Annotated in this window: 17 protein-coding genes; 5 read left to right on the top strand and 12 right to left on the bottom strand. The window is 48.3% G+C overall.

Annotation, left to right across the window (positions count from 1 at the left end):
* Complete coding sequence (locus tag K9W43_01945) at positions 1-738, top strand: vacuolar protein-sorting-associated protein 25 (GenBank protein MCF2135977.1); 738 nt, start codon at positions 1-3, stop codon at positions 736-738.
* Positions 739-752: 14 nt separating this feature from the next.
* Here K9W43_01945 and K9W43_01940 read toward each other — a convergent pair whose 3' ends face one another.
* The 3 genes from K9W43_01940 to K9W43_01930 form a co-directional block, all read right to left on the bottom strand.
* Complete coding sequence (locus K9W43_01940) at positions 753-1,490, bottom strand: EAP30/Vps36 family vacuolar-sorting protein (GenBank protein MCF2135976.1); 738 nt, start codon at positions 1,488-1,490, stop codon at positions 753-755.
* A gap of 144 nt (positions 1,491-1,634) precedes the next feature.
* On the bottom strand, positions 1,635-2,993 hold the full coding sequence (gene aspS / locus K9W43_01935; protein MCF2135975.1) for an aspartate--tRNA(Asn) ligase: 1,359 nt from the start codon (positions 2,991-2,993) through the stop codon (positions 1,635-1,637).
* A 168-nt stretch (positions 2,994-3,161) separates the two neighbouring features.
* Entirely contained in the window at positions 3,162-3,395 is a 234-nt protein-coding gene (locus K9W43_01930) for a MarR family transcriptional regulator (protein ID MCF2135974.1), read from the bottom strand.
* A gap of 211 nt (positions 3,396-3,606) precedes the next feature.
* On the opposite strand from K9W43_01930, the gene K9W43_01925 reads away from it, so the two are divergent.
* Positions 3,607-3,939 carry a hypothetical protein gene (locus tag K9W43_01925; GenBank protein MCF2135973.1) on the top strand — a complete coding sequence of 111 codons (333 nt, stop codon included), beginning with the start codon at positions 3,607-3,609 and terminating at the stop codon, positions 3,937-3,939.
* A 69-nt stretch (positions 3,940-4,008) separates the two neighbouring features.
* Here K9W43_01925 and K9W43_01920 read toward each other — a convergent pair whose 3' ends face one another.
* Together K9W43_01920 and K9W43_01915 are read right to left on the bottom strand one after the other, a co-directional pair.
* Positions 4,009-5,361, bottom strand: coding sequence for an aspartate aminotransferase family protein (locus tag K9W43_01920; protein ID MCF2135972.1), 1,353 nt, complete (start codon positions 5,359-5,361; stop codon positions 4,009-4,011).
* 240 nt (positions 5,362-5,601) lie between these two features.
* Positions 5,602-5,970 (bottom strand): hypothetical protein, encoded by a 369-nt coding sequence (locus K9W43_01915; protein MCF2135971.1) that lies wholly within the window; start codon positions 5,968-5,970, stop codon positions 5,602-5,604.
* 159 nt (positions 5,971-6,129) lie between these two features.
* On the opposite strand from K9W43_01915, the gene K9W43_01910 reads away from it, so the two are divergent.
* Positions 6,130-7,035: a hypothetical protein gene (locus K9W43_01910; GenBank protein ID MCF2135970.1), complete on the top strand. Its 906-nt coding sequence runs from the start codon at positions 6,130-6,132 to the stop codon at positions 7,033-7,035.
* A gap of 14 nt (positions 7,036-7,049) precedes the next feature.
* Here K9W43_01910 and K9W43_01905 read toward each other — a convergent pair whose 3' ends face one another.
* A complete protein-coding gene (locus K9W43_01905) occupies positions 7,050-8,087 on the bottom strand; it encodes a hypothetical protein (GenBank protein MCF2135969.1) in 1,038 nt (345 codons plus the stop codon).
* 100 nt (positions 8,088-8,187) lie between these two features.
* Positions 8,188-11,049: a DNA-directed DNA polymerase I gene (locus tag K9W43_01900; GenBank protein ID MCF2135968.1), complete on the bottom strand. Its 2,862-nt coding sequence runs from the start codon at positions 11,047-11,049 to the stop codon at positions 8,188-8,190.
* A gap of 86 nt (positions 11,050-11,135) precedes the next feature.
* On the opposite strand from K9W43_01900, the gene K9W43_01895 reads away from it, so the two are divergent.
* Positions 11,136-11,570 carry a DNA-binding protein gene (locus tag K9W43_01895; protein ID MCF2135967.1) on the top strand — a complete coding sequence of 145 codons (435 nt, stop codon included), beginning with the start codon at positions 11,136-11,138 and terminating at the stop codon, positions 11,568-11,570.
* Between the two features lie 28 nt (positions 11,571-11,598).
* Here the strand turns inward: K9W43_01895 and K9W43_01890 are convergent, their stop codons facing one another.
* Complete coding sequence (locus tag K9W43_01890; protein ID MCF2135966.1) at positions 11,599-12,027, bottom strand: HIT family protein; 429 nt, start codon at positions 12,025-12,027, stop codon at positions 11,599-11,601.
* Positions 12,028-12,139: 112 nt separating this feature from the next.
* Between K9W43_01890 and K9W43_01885 the strand changes: the two genes are divergently transcribed.
* Positions 12,140-13,327 carry a hypothetical protein gene (locus tag K9W43_01885; GenBank protein ID MCF2135965.1) on the top strand — a complete coding sequence of 396 codons (1,188 nt, stop codon included), beginning with the start codon at positions 12,140-12,142 and terminating at the stop codon, positions 13,325-13,327.
* Here K9W43_01885 and K9W43_01880 read toward each other — a convergent pair.
* From K9W43_01880 to K9W43_01865, 4 genes are read right to left on the bottom strand one after another with little or no spacing between them, the layout of a single operon-like run.
* Positions 13,317-14,771, bottom strand: a complete 1,455-nt coding sequence (locus K9W43_01880) for a hypothetical protein (protein MCF2135964.1) — start codon at positions 14,769-14,771, stop codon at positions 13,317-13,319. The genes K9W43_01885 and K9W43_01880 overlap by 11 nt on opposite strands.
* The gene (locus K9W43_01875; GenBank protein ID MCF2135963.1) at positions 14,771-16,312 is read right to left on the bottom strand and encodes a hypothetical protein; all 1,542 of its coding nucleotides are present in this window, start codon (positions 16,310-16,312) and stop codon (positions 14,771-14,773) included. The genes K9W43_01880 and K9W43_01875 overlap by 1 nt, the downstream gene beginning before the upstream one ends.
* 52 nt (positions 16,313-16,364) lie before the next feature.
* On the bottom strand, positions 16,365-18,455 hold the full coding sequence (locus K9W43_01870) for an AAA family ATPase (protein ID MCF2135962.1): 2,091 nt from the start codon (positions 18,453-18,455) through the stop codon (positions 16,365-16,367).
* On the bottom strand, positions 18,452-19,759 hold the full coding sequence (locus tag K9W43_01865; protein MCF2135961.1) for a metallophosphoesterase: 1,308 nt from the start codon (positions 19,757-19,759) through the stop codon (positions 18,452-18,454). The genes K9W43_01870 and K9W43_01865 overlap by 4 nt, the downstream gene beginning before the upstream one ends.
* Between the last annotated feature and the right edge of the window lie 30 nt (positions 19,760-19,789).

Genomic DNA, 19,789 nt, shown 5'->3' with positions numbered 1-19,789 from the left:
GTGAGCGTTCGAGAACGCAAACGTGAAGCCGAATCAAAGAAGACCAAAAAGCAGAGCTCTGAGACCTCACCTAAGAGAATCACTCCAACAGTCGTATCTCGACCACCGATCGACACGGAACCAGATACCATGTTAGAGGAGCTAGAGGCAACTGTAACTAGCACGCAATCAGCAACTACAACAACAGCAGATCCCATTGCACCCGCAATCCATGAGACCGAGATGAGACCTCAGATACCATTCCCATCATGGGGCGGACCTGAAGAGAGCGAATGGATGTATCAGATACCACCAAGAGAAGATGACGCTGAGATGTGGACCGAAGAGTGGGCGGACTATCTTCTCACATGGGCCGAAGCGACAAGCACCCATGTGTTCTCAGTGGCAACGTTCATCAAGGAGACCCCGTTCAAATTTCTACTCAATAAGACTGAGGCATTCAAGCGCATTGCGAGCCTACTTGTGGACAAAGACATGGCCAAGTGGGTGGACAAGAAACGAAAACAACTCCGGGTCTACTGGCGACCACTTGAGGACTGGGTGGACATAATCTACGAATGGGCACTGTCAACAGGAAATGTACGAATCGATGTTAAGTCCCTAATCATTCAAGAGAGCCATCAATCTTTTGCAACACTGCCCGAGAAGGATCTGTATAAAATAATGGAGATGCTGATCGAGAGGGGCATGGCCAAGTGGGTGGATAAAAAGAAGGGCGCCATTGTCATATCGATCTGATGACCAATGCTGAATCATTCTTTGGTCTCAGTACTACTTCGAAGCCCGGGAAAGTAATACCGGCCACCAGTACTAAACTTCATGTCAACAACAGCCATTCCTGCCTCGACAAGGCTGGAGAGAACGCGGCGCGCATGATCCTCGGACCACTTGAGGGCCATCATCACTTCTTCAAGTGTGACATAGCCCTTGCTGGCGGCAAGATTGATGACATCGGCCTGATCGCGTCGTAGTTCAAGAGGGCGAAGCTCTACAATCTTCACTCCACCTTTGAGTGTTCGGATACCAGGGATTAGCCCGGCACGAGATACACGGTTGACAGCCTCGATCACATCATTGTAACTGACAGATTTAAGCTCTGGCAGACGGCGGACGACCTCAATAATGAGTTCTGCAAGACCCATGAGACCCTTGTTAGAATTAGCCGTTGCCACATCAAGCACGGCCAGTCCAATATAGTCATAGTATTCGTCCTCGGTCAGACCTTGGAGATTCCGAGTCTGGAGAGGAGTTATACCGATCATCCGAGCTGCCTCAGGAAACTCATCAATGATTCGCTCTTCTGCAAGGAAACCGTTGACATCAATACCCATTCGTTTCATTTCATCCATGTGTTGCTGAACATCTTGGAGGAGAGTCTGAGATTCCTGCTGGAAGGATCTGATGTTAATCGCGCCCAGATCGTAAAGACGCTTGAGCTGGTCTAAAGTGGCAATTGATGCGAAAAGCTCTGATTGGTAAACATCACTCATTTCGAAAATCCCTCGGGTCTAGGGTCAACTGCGATGTAAATATTCCCCCGATTATCTCTTTAAGAGCAAGTGTTACGTAGATGGGAACAGGATCACAGACATTGCTCGACCTGCGAGAGGCGTGCCATCCCAGATACAAAGTTCCTATGGTGTAATTCTATCACGGTCTCGTGGAAGAAGTGCTGCCTCACGTATATTCTCCAGACCGAGGACCTGCATGGTCAGACGTTCCACACCCAATCCAAGTCCTCCATGAGGAGGCGCTCCATACTTGAATGGATCAAGATAGAATGTGAAGTGGTCCGGATTGAAGCCTTTTGCCTTGAATCGTTCTACAAGGAGGTCATAGAGATGAATACGTTGGCCACCAGTGGTGATCTCCATACCCTTGTATGTGAGATCAAAGCTCTCGGTCATCCCCTCATCTGTAAGGCTTGGCATAGTATAGGCTGGACGCAACTCAAGAGGATAATGCGTGATGAATACAAGGTCGGTCCCATATTTCTCAGGGAAGATCTCGCCAAGCAGCCGTTCACTCTCAGGATCAAGATCATCATTGATTGAGAGCTCTTTACCCTCTGAGTTCAGCAGGTCAATGGCCTCGACATACTTGATTCTGGGGAAGGGAACTGAGGGTATCTTAAAATCAACTCCAAGGAGCTCAAGTTCACGGAAACGAGTCTCTGAGGTCTTCTTGAATGCATAGTGAAGCATCTGCTCCTCCATCGCCATGACTTCCTCAACATCACTGATCCATGCCATCTCAAAGTCAAAGGAGGTATACTCGTTGATGTGTCGCCGCGTGTTGTGTTTCTCTGCACGAAATACGGGGGCGATCTCGAAGACCCGACCAAACCCGGCAAGGAGCATCAATTGTTTGTAAAATTGCGGGCTCTGTGCAAGAAACGCCTTGCGGTCAAAGTAGGCAATCTCGAAGAGGTTTGCACCACCCTCAGTAGCCTCGGCAACAATCTTGGGAGTATGAATCTCCACAAAGTCATTTGTCTCAAGAAATTCACGAGAGAAGCGAATGAGAGAATGTTGTATGCGAAAGATTGCATTCACGGTGGGCTTGCGAAGGTCTAGAATACGGTTATTCAGTCGTGTATCCAGCTCAATCGAAACCTTCCCCTCGACCACATCAATAGGAAGAGGCTCAGCAGTGTTGAGTATCTTGATCTTTGTGGGGAGTATTTCAACTCCAGCCTTTGCCTGCTTGGACTCAACGACATTCCCGGTCACAGCAACAACGGTCTCGGGGTGGAGGCGCCCTGATGCCTCAAACACATCTTCTGTCACTTTCTTTTGAGGAATCACAACTTGGATGATACCACCCTCATCTCGGAGGATCAGGAACTTGATCTTCCCCTTATCGCGGAGAATATGGACCCAGCCCATTAGCGTCACTTCTTGGCCTGCAAGGTGTGGGGTGATATCACTAGAGAGGTGTGTCCGCTTAGTTCCATCAATAGGCTCGACGCCTGCTCGTGCATAGTAATCCATTGGTCAATGCCTCAATTGAGCGTTGAGAAGTTGCAAGTCATTGTCATTATGAGGCTTTTGGCGCGGCTGAAAAACAGCATATCCACTACTAAGGTCGTCTGTGGCAAGAACACCACTTCTTGCCTCTGCCGTGACTCGCGTCAGGCAAGATCAATCTGTTGCATCTGGTTAGAAGGGGGCATCAAGCAGCTCATAGACTACCATCCGCGAGTCCTCATCATGAACATCGTCTCGGATAAGACCGAGATCCTTTAACCGACTAAGGCCGTAATTGACGGTTCGAGGCGGCAGAAAGGTCTCGTCAATCAGTTCCTGACGTGACATCTTTCGTCGCGCCTTAAGCAAAACATAGAGAAACTTTGCGGATGGAGGCAGAGCTAAGAATGAGCGTCTGGCAAACATGATTCCCCCAGTGTATTGTCGCCATGATCCATTCGTACCTCCGTTTTTGTGATGAGAGAACAGATAATTTTGGATTGATAAGCATATTGTTGCGCACCTGTTATTTTTGGAACGCAACGGAATTTTTCGAGGAAAATAGTATAAATAGAACGGAACACAACTTTCCTAAAGGTCATCTTCATCAATGAAAATGACTGTTGGAGTGATAGAAATGGCATCCGACACCACAAAAGTCGCTAACATTCTCATATTGTTAGGTGGAATTTTCTGCCTACTCTACGGGATATTAACCATTATTGGCGCCCCATTTGCATTGCTTCCTGGTCTCAACATAGGAGGCGCATTGGGAGGTCTAATAATTGGAATTATCCAGATCATCTTGGCCCTTGTCACTTTGGCAACAAGTGGAGTTGTCAAGATTCCTGCACTTAAGTTGGAAAAGAATTGGGTAATCATCCTCATTTTGGGGATTATTATGTACGTATTTGCAGCAGGTCTACCAGGAATTCTGGTAATCATCGGTGCAATTCTGCTCCTTTTATAAAATAAAAGCCAATTGCCCCCACCACCATAATGGGGGGGCAACTTTTCATTTTTTCGTGGCAAAACAGATCTAATTGGATACGGCCTTGATCGCACGATCCAATCGATCTATGGCATCATCAATCTGCTCATTTGTGATCACATAGCTCGGGGTGAATCGGATAGCATTTTGGCCAGCACCGAGAATCCAAAGATGCTCCTTGGCAACAAGATGCTTGATGATCTGATCACGCAGTTTTGGAGCCTTTGCCTTGCTCTTCTTGTCCTTGACGATCTCAAGACCGACCATGAGGCCCAAACCGCGAGCATCACCCACAATCTCGTGTTTCTCGACCAGTTCTTTTAGCCTCTTCAGCAAGTATGCACCATGCTCTGCATTCTTCTTGAGAAAGTCCTTGTCCTCGATCTGCTTCAGAATCCAAAGGGCCAGAAGAGACATCTTGGGCTCGGCAGAGAAGGTTTCAGAGTGACGTGAGGGGCCTGTGAACATAGGAGCAGGACCTATTGAGGCGCCAAGTGGATAGCCACCCCCTAGTGCCTTAGCCATGGACACATAATCGGGGACAACGCCATGATGTTCCATTGCACACCACTTGCCTGTCCGGCCCATTCCGGCCTGTACTTCGTCAGACATGAAGTAACCACCGAACTCTTTGGTGACCTTGTAGATACCCTGAACTGCCTTGGATGGAGGAACTATGATTCCACCCTCACCACAGATCGGTTCCATCACTGTAGCCGCAATATCGTTCCCTTCCACTTCAAGTGCGTAACGAAGAGCCTCAACACACTCAAGATTACAGCTCTCTTCATCTTGACCGTAGGGACAGCGATAGCAGTAAGGATAGAACACACGAACCACATCAACGCCTTGTGGGTAGCCAGTCTTGTGTTTGGAATTAGAAGCGGTCAGTGATAGAGCATATCCGGTACGCCCGTGAAAGGCCGGACGAAATGCCACGAACCGATGTTTGCCAGACAGATCTATTGCTGATTTCATACAGCCCTCGACTGCGCGACCACCAGAGGTTGTGAACACAACCCTCTTTTTATGGTCGCCGGGGATGATAGATGCGATCTTCTCGGCAAGTAGTGTCTGTGGAATTGCATCAAAGTCCATACCAGGAAGTTCCCGAATCACATCATTGATCTTATTCTCAAACTCCAGAAGCGGTTTGTAGCGGATGCCCAGAGCCCTCACCGCGACACCGCCAGTCATGTCGAGATATTCCGTGCCCTCAACATCATAGATCGTTAGACCCTCACCACGGGTGTGATCCAAGCAACCATACACATCCCGATCCTGGGTTGTCAAAGCCAGCGATTTTGCTGCACGCTTCTTCCAGTAGTCATTAGTCATTGTCTTGGGAGTGACATCGTCAAAACCAAGATCTTTGAATATGTCCAAATGTCTGTCGTCCATCGAGGTGACCATCCAGATAGGCAATCAATCTCAAGACCGCCACCACCAAGCCCCCATTATCTAATTATCGATGCAGGCCACTTCTATATCAAACACATCCGAGAAGATAGATGCAGACTCGATGTGGCATACTGAAGCAGAACCAGTAACAATGAATAGTGCTAACACAACTCGCCGAAAGGATAATGAGAAAAAGTAATGGCCGACAACACAGTGGTATGCGGCCATCGAAGAGATGTATTAACTTTTCATGATTATCAAAAGACCTGCTATGAGAAACATCAGCCCAGCAAGCATTCCGATGTTCATCAGCCATGAGAGAATATCAAAACTGAGACCCCGACCAACAATAAAGATGGAAACGAGTCCGAAAATGGCAAGAAGCAATCCACTTCGCTGTACTTTCCAATAGATGAATCCACATGCATCAAGGGCCAATATTGCCATGAGAATTAGGGCAATGCCAAATACCACATTGATGACAGAGGCAAAATCGCCTCCGATGGCACCATTGATTCCGCCAATGATCATCTGGAGAGCAAAGAGAAAAAGAATGATCGAGCCAAGAACTGTGTATCCCTGCGCTGCGCCTTCAGCCTTGCAACCCATTAGTATCTCATCCTAGTAAGGGGAGGTTCCACCTTACCAAGTCACAGAGTACTATACACCCATCTTATAGCTTTTGGCTCATAGAGCGAAATACGAACGTAATACACGATATTGTATTGTGAGAACAGCAGAGAAAGGTACAGTAGCTAATTAGTAGAGGTGGCAATAACGCGATACGAGAGCTATGGTCGTAGAGAGAACGAGCGGCCCGTTCGACTTGAAAAGACTGAAGGTGTTGTGGTCATTGAGGGTCGGGCATATCCGGCAAAGGAAGTTGTCGCTGCCCTGGCCCAGAGCGGTTATGCAGAGATAAGAACCGAAGGAGATGCTCTCGTCCTAGGAAGAAAGAGGATCACACCGATCTTCAAATCACGTCAAGAACGTGCTCTTGCGTCATTATGCCATGGGAGTCTAGCATATTGCTGCCCACTATCCAAGAGGTGTCCTGAGCGAGATAGAGCACTCGAAGTCTTGGGTCTGACTCCTGAAGACTATGAACGAATGAAGATGCGAGCACATCACGATTTCCTTGAGATGGCAAAGGGGATTCCACATTCAAGGGATACCTGGGGTCTCGAAGAGATTCCTCGACGCGCCGCAAACCGCCCTGCAATTGATACGGGTTATGGCAGTGACGATTATCGAATGGACTTTGATAGACTTGAGGAGAGTCTCCGACAATCGGATAGAAGACATAGGAGTTCTACACGATCGGGATGGGGCGGCACCAAATCGGAAACACCATTGGGCGGAACAATATTATCAGGCGGGAAACCCTCGACAGCAGATCATCCGCAAATCCCTTCGGCCAGAAACAGCACTGTAATGACAGAGATTACTGGAGGAGCAACGGGAGCAAGCAACAGATCAGCAGGAATTTGTACATTACCCCCCAGTGAGAATGTAGAGGGACTTGGCTCACTCTTTCGCCAAGGAGAACTATCACCCTTTATTGATGAACCTAAGACGAAAGAAAAAGGTGAGCGCCGCGGATTCTGTTTCTCATGTGGACGCACAATCAGTCTTGATACAAGACGATGCCCCTACTGCGGTGCAATTCAGTAGAGGCATCACTAGTACTACATGGAACCAAGAGCGCTCTCGCGTCGAGCCGCATAGTCGTCCGGGAAGTGGAAACTGAACGAGATCCGATCGATCTCTGCATCCTTGGCAATTCTGCGCAGCTCGTCCACACGGTCAGGAACGTTCATCCCCCATCTATAGAGGGTCACATTACCTCCACGTCGCTTGAACTCCTTGACGAAATAGAGGGCCTCAAGAAGATCCTCATAATCTTTTGAGCCGGGGCTTGGAAGTATCGGGGTCCATGGATAGAGGTTAATGAGAATGTTGCCGGTGATGTCAAAGATCTTTGAGTAGTCAAGACCAGTCTCGGCCCGTGCACCATCGGTCAATCCTTTTTGCGGATCGACAGGAAACTCGATCGTGAGCTTGAGCGGTGTCTCACGTTCGAGCATGTCATCGGTCTCACGAGCTGCTGCCTTCAATTGTGTAATGCCTTGGCTCACTTTCTCAACTCGCCAGTTATGCCAAGCCTCATGATGCTCGGGGTTCTCGGTTAGAAATGCATAGGTCAGACGATGTGGCTCCTGCCCGACCATTGGGGCAAACTCGTTCTTGCATCGTTCGCAAAAACAGAAGCCATCTTGAATAAACCCTGCACCAAAGACTATAATCTCATCAATATTGTGGCTCCCCAACTCTTTGACGATCTCGGCACCATATTGCCAGAACTCTTCACGATTGGGGCAGACCTGATATTGCACAGCCTGACCCTTCGCATTAATGGTCTGATATTTTGGGTCCTTAGCGAACCATTTGTCAGTGTAAAAGTCCATTGCCACAGCAGATTTGATCTTCAACTTACCAAGGAGCGTGATCCACTCCTCGAACATTTCATTATGTTCACTCTCTACAGGAGCCGTTCGACTCGCATAGGTGGCATATCCACTGGCACGTTTTGCCACAATACCGACATCGTGCATATACGAACCGTATACGGAAACGAATTCCCGTGCTGAAGGCCCAATATCTTCAGGTGTCAGGATGAGAAGCGGCTCTTTACCAAAGAACTCTCGGAAATCGATCTTGGCCATTTTTAACAACCCCGTCGTAAGCGGACAAGCAACTGCAAGCCGTTTTGTGCAATAGGCGTGATGTATGCTATAAGACTTTCTTGCCGAGACTAACTTGCAATCAGATGAATTGATCAAGTGTCGTGAAGCCAAGAAGCTCGTCAAAGTCGATCCCAACAGCATCAAGGACCTGACCAAAGACCGACCGGAGTGTATCCACATACTTGTCCGTGTCGATCCAATATGCCTTGCCCCTTGCCATCTGAACTGGGAGAACACCAGCCTCGTCCTTTGTCTTGATATATTCGATCAACTGCCCAGACTGAATGTCGTATCCTGCGTCCCTGAGCATCTTGGCTGCACGAACATGTTGCGGCATAGTTGAGCCATAATTCTCAATGGGTTTCGTCATCTGCACGCGGAACGCAAGGTCCTCGGGGGAGTATGGTTCGGTCTTGCCTTCGAGCCGATCCAACACATGATTGACAATCTCTCGAATCTCCTCCTTTGCCGCCTCGAACCCCTCAACATTATCCACTTTGCTTAGGACATCAAGCATCTTACGGAAAGCCTCCTGCACAAAGTCAGGAGTGTTTCGCTTTTTGCCACTGAGACCTTTCACCTCAACATGCCCGGACTTGTATACACCTATGTAGTTCTTCTTTCTGTCAGATAAGGCAACATACTTGAATGTCTTTTCCACCTCAAGATCAATCCCAAGTACTTCCTGAGACCAGCGGACAAGTTCTTCCTGTTGCTCCTTTGATGGATTATCAAGAAACACGGAGTCAGTGTCCCCGTAAAGCACCCGCACGCCCATGGACTCGGCTTTCTTCTTGGTCTGGAGGATAGCATGGCGACCAAATGCGGTGACGCTCTCCGCAGCTGGCATGCAGAATAATTCGAAATGTTGGGCACCGGTCACACCATAGGACGCATTGACGAACACCTTCAGAGCCTTCTCAACAACCGTGTACCAACCGCGTGTTCGTTCATCAAGGGACTTGTCCTTACTCAACCGCTTGAACCATCGAACCCGCGTATCCCGGAAAAAGCCAATGGTCTGGCTGATCATCCCACGATGCTTTTTGCACACCCAATGTTCGGTCTCGGGAACACGGTTATCCGTTGCAAGACGACATTCCTCATGGGGACAATCAACGGTCTCATAGCTGATGTTGTGTTGCTTCATGATGGTGGGATACAGACTTGCAAAGTCAAGGACACAGGTATTGAAATGAACTCCGGGAACAGGCTCGATAACGATCGCCCCTTTGAACCGCTTATCTTTGATCATAGCAGTTGTCTGAGCTGCATCCCCTTTTGCAGTAGCAATATCGATTTGACGCGGGATCAATGCCTTACGAGAACGGTGTTCCTGTCGAAAGAGTGATTGGATCCAAGAAGAGATACCTTGCCGTGTGACATCCTCCATGCTCAATCGGGAGATACGCATCAAGAGCACCATCAGGCGCAAGAGGAGGTTATCATTGAAGGTCGTGATTTGAAGGGTGATATTTGCGTCAAGCCAACAATAGTGTGCTAACTCAAAATAGGGCAGATCGGCAATCTCAGTACTACGTTCTAGTTTTCCGAAACCGAGGAGCCCCTGTGCAATTGAATCGAGATTGGTCCGTTCATACGCACCAGATAGTGCGTATAGTCGGATAGACGCATTCTTGAGGAATTTGTAGAGGTCTACATGCACACCAGTCTGTAGAAGGGCAACATCCCGACCTAGATAGATCGGACACTGGCGCTTGAGATCAATTCCAAGTTTGCTAGAGCGATGATAGAGATAATTAAAATCAAAGGCGTCACCCACAAAGGTCAGAACGATTGGATACTCTTCGATCTTCTTGAAGGCATCAAGAAGCATCTGTTTCTCATCATCATAGAAAATCAGGCGTAATTGCTTTGGATAATCAGGACCCCTCGTGCCCTCAGGGTGACCCTTTCGCTTTAGGACCAGACAGACATTGTACCCCTCATTATCAGAGAGTCCTATTGCAGTAACAGGGTACGGTGCAGTATTGGCATCAGGGACACGATTGGCCATAGGAGAATAGACTTCAATGTCCAAAGCTATTCGTTTGATGTCTGGGACTTCTGTAAAGAACATTGGAGCATAGAGGTCAACGATTCGTTCCAGTTCAGGATCATCACCCAGAGTCTCACGAAACTTCTCAAGGACCGATTCATTTAGATCAGGAGGGCAAGGGAGTAAGGCGCCATTCTCTATTCGATACATCATTCCGGGAACTATGTTGCTATCGTAAGTGTAACAGTTCCTATAGCGAATATTTGCCTCCCACGCGTGATTGACCGTCACTGTAGGGGCACTAGGGTCTCCGCTCCGTTCTCGCATGGTCAAGAGCTCTCGTATCGAGTCCCGAGTACCACCGATCGCAAGTGGGTTGTTTGCAATGACCTTGGTCATGGTCACAGGTCGATCATGAAGAAGGTCTTGGAGCTGGACGGTCTCGGTCCTGACAAAACCGCGATTCTGTTTCACCTTGTACTCTGCGGCCTGAGGCGGGAGGTCCGTATAACAATAGGGTTGATGGTTGGTGTTGTCAAACCAGAATACGGTGTCCTCGGTATCAGGACGGTAGAGTCGCACCATGGCCTTGTTCTTTTGGCCATTGTAATCAATAGATAGTACAAAGGAGGGAGGAAGATTTTGTGGGGTGACACGCTTAGAGACCCAGTAATCGGATTGCGGTGCAATCTCTTCGTTCTCAATAGAAGACTCAGATGGCGTCTCAGACTCGACATCCTCTTCGTCTTCATCCGCAGGTTCATCGTTATTTATGATGACAACAGTAGATGTTGGTTCAACGGGATCGGAACCAAAATCTGGGGGAGGATCATTGGTCTCTTGAACCTGCTGTTCGCTCTGCATGGGTGGCTCCTCAGACGAGCCAAAGAAATCATCAAGACTTGCCTGCCCTTGATCCGGATTATCATTTTTCTTTGCCATGCGACTCGACTTCTTCTTTGCGATTCAGCTTGATAAGCACTTCCCACAATGAAGCATTGATTAACCATGAACGCAATTGAGGACATATGACCGATAGCAGTATTACAAAGACGGGGCGCACAATTGTTGCGCGACTGATGCCGGGCGAGGATATTCTCAAGAGCCTAGAGAGACTTGTGCTTGAACATAATATCAGAGGCGGCCAGCTTCAGCTTATTGGTGCTGTGGCACGGGCTCATCTGGGTTATTTTGATAGGGAGAAGAATCAGTACGTTGATTTCACTGTCGAGGAGGATCTCGAGGTCGTATCATGCATGGGAAATATCTCACGCCTTGCAGAGGGGACACCAGTTGTTCATGCGCATATGGTCGTTGCAGATAGAACAGGGCGAACATACGGAGGCCATCTCTTGAAGGGAACCGAGGTGTCGGTCACTATTGAGATCGTCATAAACGAGTTTCAGGACGAGATCCGAAGGGCGTTAGACAAGACCTCAGGACTTAACCTCATCAAGCTATAGTCGTCGAGCACCATACCAATGGAAAGCTCTATGACTCTCCAATCAGGCGGGCGAGACGATCCAAGTCTTCACGAGAGGCCATCTCCTCTCGATAGTTCTTTGGAAATTGAAAACGGAACTCATCATCTTGGTTCCTAGGAATGATGTGCATATGAAGATGAGGAACTTCTTGACCCGCCCCGGTACCGTTAGCGATAACGTTTAGGACTCCATCGGGTTTGAAGGCCGCATTCACTTTCTGAGTCAGTTCCGCCAGCCTCCGGCCAAGATGAGCCACGACCTCCGGATCCACATCGAACATGTTGGTGTAGTGCTTCTTGGGGATTAAGAGGCAATGCCCAGTCTTCACAGGAAAGACATCCATAAAGGCCATACACACATCGTCTTCAAAGATTACAGAAGCGGGAATCTCACCCCGTACAATCTTGCAAAAGATACAATCCTCTGGTTCGCTCATGAGTCAAGAAATAGTACTGCTCGAAGATAAATAGTTGGCTCTGCTCACAACGTCGTCGGAAGTCTCATTAGAGCAGGAACATATTGAAAACAACGTCAAAAGCAGGTGAACCATGATGAGCGGCAGGACAAGACGCATCTTTTTTGATCAGACTCAGAATGAACGTGGCAGGCTGGATTCAACGTATGCACAGCTGGCAGATCTCTTGAAAGAGAACGGTTTCAGACCGGAAACGTACAAGGAGTACATGATTCTACCACGAAAATTGAAAGAGGCAGATGCGATCGTATTTGGCTGCCCTAATAGCTCAAAATTACGGCCCTCGGAGATTGATACGATCAAGAAGTATGTTAAGAATGGAGGAGGACTCATGCTTCTCGCCCTATCAGGAGGGGACCGAGGTCTCATGAACAACATGAGCCAGATATCCAAAGACTTTGGTATTGCCTTCGAGAACACTGCCGTCAAGGACACACGAAATAATGCGGGTGTCCCCACAATGCCGATAATCAGGGACCTTGCAAGTCACCCGATTACAGAGGGAGTATCAGAACTTCTCATCCCTGCATCATGCACGCTAAGAACATCAGGGGATGTCACGGTCATTGCAAAGACATCAGATGTTGCAGATCCAGCAGGTCAGCCAATAGTGGCTATTGCAGAATATGGGAGGGGCCGAATCATATGCGTGGGGAGCTATGAGATATTCCGTAGTGGAGGAATGAAGAATGAGGGTAACAAGCAATTTGCCATGAACGCCTTCAGATGGCTCTGTGGGGCGGAAGCAACAGTCAGACCAAGTGAAGTGGCCAAGACACCGGGGAAGACTATCACATCACCAGCTCCATCCACATTCGACCAAACATTCGTGAAAGACATGGAGAACACCATTAAGAGGCTCATCGATATGGTCTTTGACCTGCAGAAGGATATGGAGACCCTCTCAAAGAGCGTCGCCCACATCGATGAGAACATAGAGAGCTTGAGAGACCAGTTCCAGACCTTTGCTGAAAAGACCCAAGAGCAGCTTGGGCTGGTCATTCCCACAAGACAGTTCAAGAGCCCTGAAGAGAACAAGATCGACTCAATCAAATCAGACATTCGCTCGCTTAACAAGGAGCTGGACTCGGTCAAACAACTACGCGATCACATTGAACAGAAGCACTCGTCAGGAGCAATGCCACGTGAAACCTATGAGGAACAGACTGCGAAACTTGATGAGCGAATCAAGAGCTTGGAGAAACATATCAAGAAGAAACAGAAGGAGCTGGACAAGCTTCAGGCCGCAACTACGGAGTAGAAGTACTGCGCAATCGAGGAATCCGCGTATAGACAACTCTAGTGAGTCTAGTCCAAATCATGGCAATATGCCTGTGCAATAAGTAGGCAGCAAACATACCACATAGAATTAGGATGTAGAGATTTCTAGGGGCGAAGAGGATCACAAGTGACCAGAGTAAGGGAACGACTATCATTAGCAGGCTCACACGAACAGGACCGGTCTGAATGGAACACATTCGGGATAGCGAGAGAATTGAGAGGAAGGGAATAATTGCGACGAGATAATATTTGTAGATGCCACGTGGTGACCAGATATGGATCCATAACAGCAGGAGGAACATCAGATAGAACAGTCGCCTCCAGTATTCCCTTAAGTTACAATCATCCTTGACCTCAATGAGCATCAGTACAAGGAAAATGCCCATACCAATTATCATAGCAAGCGCTGAGTACGTAATAAAATCAATAAATGCACGCAACCACATAGGCGCATTAAAGACGATAAAGGGAATGACCATAGTCACAGGAAGTGTAAATTCAGAGGGGACCGTCAGATCTTCGAGCTTGGTAATTCCCGGTCTGACAAAAATATAGTAGAGATAATTTGATGGTTCAAGAATGTAGGGCATTGAGAGGACTAGTGCATAGACAATAATGATGGCAACAATGCGGAGGAAACCCTTCCCATCTATTGCATCACCAGGGGGTCGCTCACCATCCGGTAAATCGGCAGATGCAGGGTCGGGAGCGCGTTTGAGCAACACTACAAGCAAGGGGAGACCGAAGAACATCGCAATTTGTTTGAAAAAGACAGCAGTGACAATGGCAAAAGCGCCTCCGATACGATGGTTCCTCATTAATAAATAAAACCCGAGCATTGAAAAAAATACGAAGGGCGCGGGATTGAGCCATTGGTATGCGGTATAATACAGCACCATAGGATTGAAGAGATAGCCGAGAGCTGCGATGACGCCTACAAGGGGTTGATCAGACAGGTAGCGGGCCATACCATATATCGGTATTGCTGTCAGATAGCCGAAGATAGTCAGAAGCAAGCCAATGCCATATGGTTGGATAGGGAGCAGACGCCCGATGACACACAGATAAAGATACAATGGTGGGAAAAAATAAGGGGTTTGATAGGTCTCGCTTCCAAAAGTCACCTGATTGAACTGGTCCGTATAGGGAGCTAATCCACGCAGAAACTGATCAGCCCAGTCAACATAGTAATAATCATAGTCCACCCAACCCTCAAAATTGAAGTTCACAGTATAGCCAAAAATAGGAAGCGCCCCTGAACCGTTCCATACCCCTCTGAACGGAGCAGTTCCTGCAAAGCTCATCGCGGCACGCCAGAAGACCAACCCCCAGATCAGAGCGCCTCCGATCATTATCATGATGAACAAGAAGTGCTCACGACCAATATGGATAAGCCGCTCTCTAATATCGGTCGGAGAAATCATCAACACTCCTCCTGAACATCACTCCATGGAGAGAATCTTGAGATACGAGAGATGACCTCGGAGAGCCTCGTACTGTGGATGGTAATACGGTCTCGCAGAGCCTGAGATACCCACCGAAGAGGCGATGTGAGAACAACCCAGAAGCCACCAATGAAATCAGCAATAGCATACCCGATCATGATGAGGATGACCCCAACAAGATAGACGTTCCTATTAGGTATGACAATGAGCAGGCTCAGCGCAAGAGGCAGAAGGAGCATGATAGGGGAAAAGTCCACATGATCATCTTTGCTTGTGACCATTCGTCCCGAAGAAAAGATCGAGAAGAATGGGGCGAAGAGGGTGAAATAATACTTGTACACTCCACGCGGGCCTGTAAGGTGCACCCATAACATCATCATCATGGTGAGAAAGAGTAGACGACGGAAATAATGGGTACTGCTACTTTTGTGATTGGGTCCGATGACCATCATCCCAACAAAGAAGACTACGCCCAGTGTTATCAAAAAGTATGATGTGACAAGAAAATCAAGGAACTCAGCCAGTTCGGGAAGACCAGCCACTACGGGAAGCACTTGTATTCGCATTGTCCCACCATAGGGAGGAGGCTTGGTAAAAGATTCTAGTGGGAATGCCCCGCCAGCCAACCCCATGAACTTCAACATATCGGGCTGGGTCAGAAGAAAGGGGAGAAGGATGGGGCCTGCATAACATAGAACAAGGATCACACTCAGGACAAACTGGAATAGACGATGGACGATAACTTTTCTTTTGTCAGGCTCATCGGAATCAGGGGTTCGGTCAAAGGGTGCATATGGCCCCAAGAGTAAGTAAATCACCAAGGGAAGTCCTAGAAACCATGCCATCTGCTTAAACAACGCGGCTGTGACAATGAGGAGCGTGCCAATATGACGATGACCACGCACTATGAAAAAGAACCCTGCAAAGAAGAAAAAGATGAAAGGGGAGGTATTGAGCCATATGAAGTCAATATGATAGAGAACATTAGGACTCAACAGGTATGTGAGCGCAGCTGCTTCTCCAATATGTTTGTTGTGAGATAAGGTCTTGGCGATACCATAGGTGGGAAACACGGTCAGATATCCGAAGATCGCAAGGAGCAGACCAATCCCCCAATAACCATCAAGATTCAAGGCGATCCCAGCCGCGTAAAGGATGGCATAGAGTGGAGGGAAGATGTACAGACCATTTGAGTTGGTGATCCCATCTAGTTCGATCTGTCCAAACTCTTCGGTGTAGGGCATGACCCCCCTGAGAAAGTTATTGCCCCAATGAACATAAAAAAATGAATAATCAGAATAACCCTCGAACTGATACGTGATCGTAAAGCCCCAGAATTGATAATCGCCCGTACCCAACCATGCGCATCGGCCATTCCATGCCGAAGAGTCAAGATAGTCTGTAAGAGCCGCTTGGAATACACTGGCCCAGATATACAGACCTACAGTCAAGATTATGAGAAAGATCCCATACTCTCGAATGAAGTGTAGTATGCCTCGTCCAAGGCGGCGGAGAAACATGACCCCACCCTAATAGTGGAGGCACTTATACCTAACGACTAATTCATCATTACTAGTCACTGGCACGCCGGAGCGTTGCAGTACTTGCCTTACCGCTCTTTTCAACATCAATGACAGAGACATCATCCCACTCTGAGACATCCGTATGTGTGATGAGAAATATCTGGTCGAAGCCTCGATCATTTGTGAGATTGCGAACCACTGATGCACGACGCTCTTTGTCAAGTCCGGCAAGAGGCTCATCAAGAAGAACACTTCTGACACGAGGTGAGATGGCGGGGCTATCTTTCAGTGGGCGAATACTGCTCATGGTCCGACTGATACCGAGCCGTAATGCAAGGCTCACAGCCGTGCGGTCACCAAAGCTGAGTTGCTCCTTGCTCTTGATGAGATTGTCACGGATATCTTTGATCTTGAGGGCCAATCCCGAACCGGACCGACCTCGGGCCTTGGTAGGAACCAGATCTATCTGAGTGTATTGCCCATTTGTGAATTCTGTGATGTATCGGTCCGTTGCGGTCTGGATGATACCAACCAGGCGCTTCTGGAAGACCCAGTCTGCAACAAAACCCTTGATGAGATTACGACGAATATATTGAGCGTGAGCATGGAGGTCATTGAGGGAATCCATCTCCGCACGCAACTGGGTCATGGCCACGATCTTGCGTTCGAGTTCCTCGACCTTTTGCTGCTGCTCTTTCATATCCTCAGTTATCCGCTCGAGCCGCTCCTCAATGGACTCAATCTTGGTCTTATAGGTGGCCGATAGCCTCTTGAACTCCGAGGCCGAAGCGACACTGTGTTTCTTGAGAAGATCACTGATGTCCTCAACACCTAACTGTTTGTACAGGTCGCGAATCTCATCTTTCAGGTGATCATGCGTTTCTCGTATCGGTTCGATCTGGCCATCACGGCTCTTCGCACGCTCAAGTGCTTCAATAGCCGAACGAAGAGAGGTGATACGTTTACGTTTGGTCTTAATCTCCTCACGTAGTTCTCTCGATTTGGTTTCGTAATCTTTGACCTGCTTCTTGCCATCTTCAATTGTTCCGCGGTATCCAGAGAGAATCTGGTCGCGTTCATCGATCGTAAGTGGCTTGGAGCAAGTGGGACAACGAAGAGAGTCGCCCGAGCCATCCGAAACCGTACTGAGCAGCTTGATCTTTTGTTCAAGGTCACGGTTAATGCCCTTAATGGCTCCGGCCTCAGTATTGAGGCGGTCAACCTCATCCTCAGCCGCAGCGATCTCTTTTTCGAGAGAGTCAACTTGCTTTACAAGAACTCTATGGCGTTCGTCGATTAGCTCTGCATCATCGACCGGAAGACCCGCCGTCTTCAGATCATTTTGCTTTTCAGATCGTGCACGTTTCAGTCTATCAGCGACTCGCTCCAGCTCACGGATGGCAGCATCGATCTTATCGACAAGTTTCAAGTCAGGCAGGCCAGCTAATTGTTTCTTCAGTCTGCCCAACTCTTTTGCCTTGTCTTTCTTTTCCTGTTTCAGCCCCTCTGTTCGCGTGATCGCCTCATCCTTCTGAGTCTGAAGAATCTCCGGCCGAGTGAAGTCAGCCTCGAGGGCCTTGACTCTACTCACCAAGTCTGACTCCAGATGCTCCAGTTGCTTCTCCGTGTCTTGCAAAATCTCGATATTGTAGACGTTGATCAATAGTTCACGAAGCTCGGAGGGCGGAGCCACAGCAATGCGTGCTACTTCACCCTGCCTGACAAGAAGCGTGTTAAGTGCCTGATCGAGTTCGAGATGAAGTATCTCATTGATCTGGCTCTCAACAGTTCGAGTCTTATCAGCTATCCTCTGCCAGCCCTTATCGCTATACCTGTAGAGTACCACTTTGGTCTTGTCAGCATGATCGTAGGAGCGGTCAATCTTGTATCTGACACCTGCAATCTCAAATACTACTTGAACTCGACAAAACGTGGATGTGGAGTTGACAAGATCTTCATTGGTCAATGTGACTGCCGATGACCCCCAGATTGCCCAGAGAATCGCCTCAAAGATAGAGGATTTTCCTGTCGAGTTCGGGCCACGTATTAGAATGAGACCTTCGGGTAACTCGCCGTCCTCGGGCAGGACGAGATCCTTGAAAGGCTTGAAGTTTTGAATCTCAATACGGATAATCTTCATACCTCTTCCTCCTCCAGAGTGTCAAGGGATAATTTTTCGCCCGTCCGCGACACCGCGATTCTAAGAGCTCGCACAGCAAGGCGAGTCAATTGGTCAACATCGTACTTTTCATCAATAGGAATCGTCTCGAGATACTTTTTGAAATCGGTCTCAGGATCCTCGATAAGATATTCTGATTCAATCGCAATGTGCGCCTGTTCATCCCATTCTGCACCAGTAAGCCGAAAGCTCCAGACAAACTGAGCAATATTGTATCCGGATCCCTCACGCAAGACCTCCGACCGTAGAGCCTCTAGCTCCATGGTCAGTTCTAATGTTCTGATACTGGGCGCATCACCAGTGAGAATTAAGCGGACCCGGGCGGCGGTCTCATCGTTCCACTCGCTCATAAGATCATGAGAAGTGAGCCAGTCACGGACTCTATTGACGGCAGTGCTTGGTGTATCTTTGGACGATAGCTCCACCTGCTCATTAAAGACAGGGCGCTTGAAGTCTAACAGTTGAGGGGTGACAACAGGGTCCACGCCATGCTCGATCTCTACTAACAAAAATCCCTTCTTCAGATTAGACTCATCAAATCGCCATCGCTCTGGAGACCCTGCATACCATGCGTTCTTAGCCAGTTTACCCATTCGATGATCGTGACCGAGTGCGATATAGTCGTAGGGATGAGAGAGTATCCCGTGATACAGACTTCTGTCCAGTTCCATTCCATGTGCAACCGCGATTGAGGGTCGAGCAGAGTCAGGCTGTTGATGATCAGTAATCCACTCTTCAAACTGGGGGAGATAATCAGCAGACTCCAACACCGCCCGATCGATGTAGGGAAAACAAAAGACATCAAACTCATCAAAGGAGAACTTGAGGGGAGTACCCTCACGAAGAGCACGTTTCATGTCAACTAGAGTTGCAACCTTAAGACCGGGGACCGAGATTCGTAGGAGATCAAGAAGACTGACATCACGGTTGCGATAGACTCCGTGGTTGCCATCTATGACAAGAACAGGAATTCCTGTTCGAGATATGAAGTCATTCAGGACAGTAATGGCGGTCTCTTGGGCCACGACCGGAGGCTGTGAGTGATTTCGATCAGTGGGGGTATCATACAAATCGCCTGAGTGAATGACCAGATCGACAGGAGGGTCTAGAGCGGCGATCTTGTCGAACAGTTCTCTGAATCGCTCATAGAAATCATTCTCAAGAAGACGAATTCGGTTCTCCACACCCCAGATGTTATGCCGTACACCCTCACGCGGGCTAGAACCCAGATGTGTGTCGGAGATATGAGCAATTCGTATGGTCATTGTTTGAGTTCCACCTCAGGAATTAATACA

It is taken from the genome of Candidatus Thorarchaeota archaeon (genome assembly GCA_021498125.1).
In the GTDB taxonomy this organism is placed as follows: Archaea; Asgardarchaeota; Thorarchaeia; order Thorarchaeales; family Thorarchaeaceae; genus B65-G9.
The sequence above is the reverse complement of the archived record's forward strand: the minus strand, read 5'-3'. Positions and strand labels throughout refer to the sequence as shown.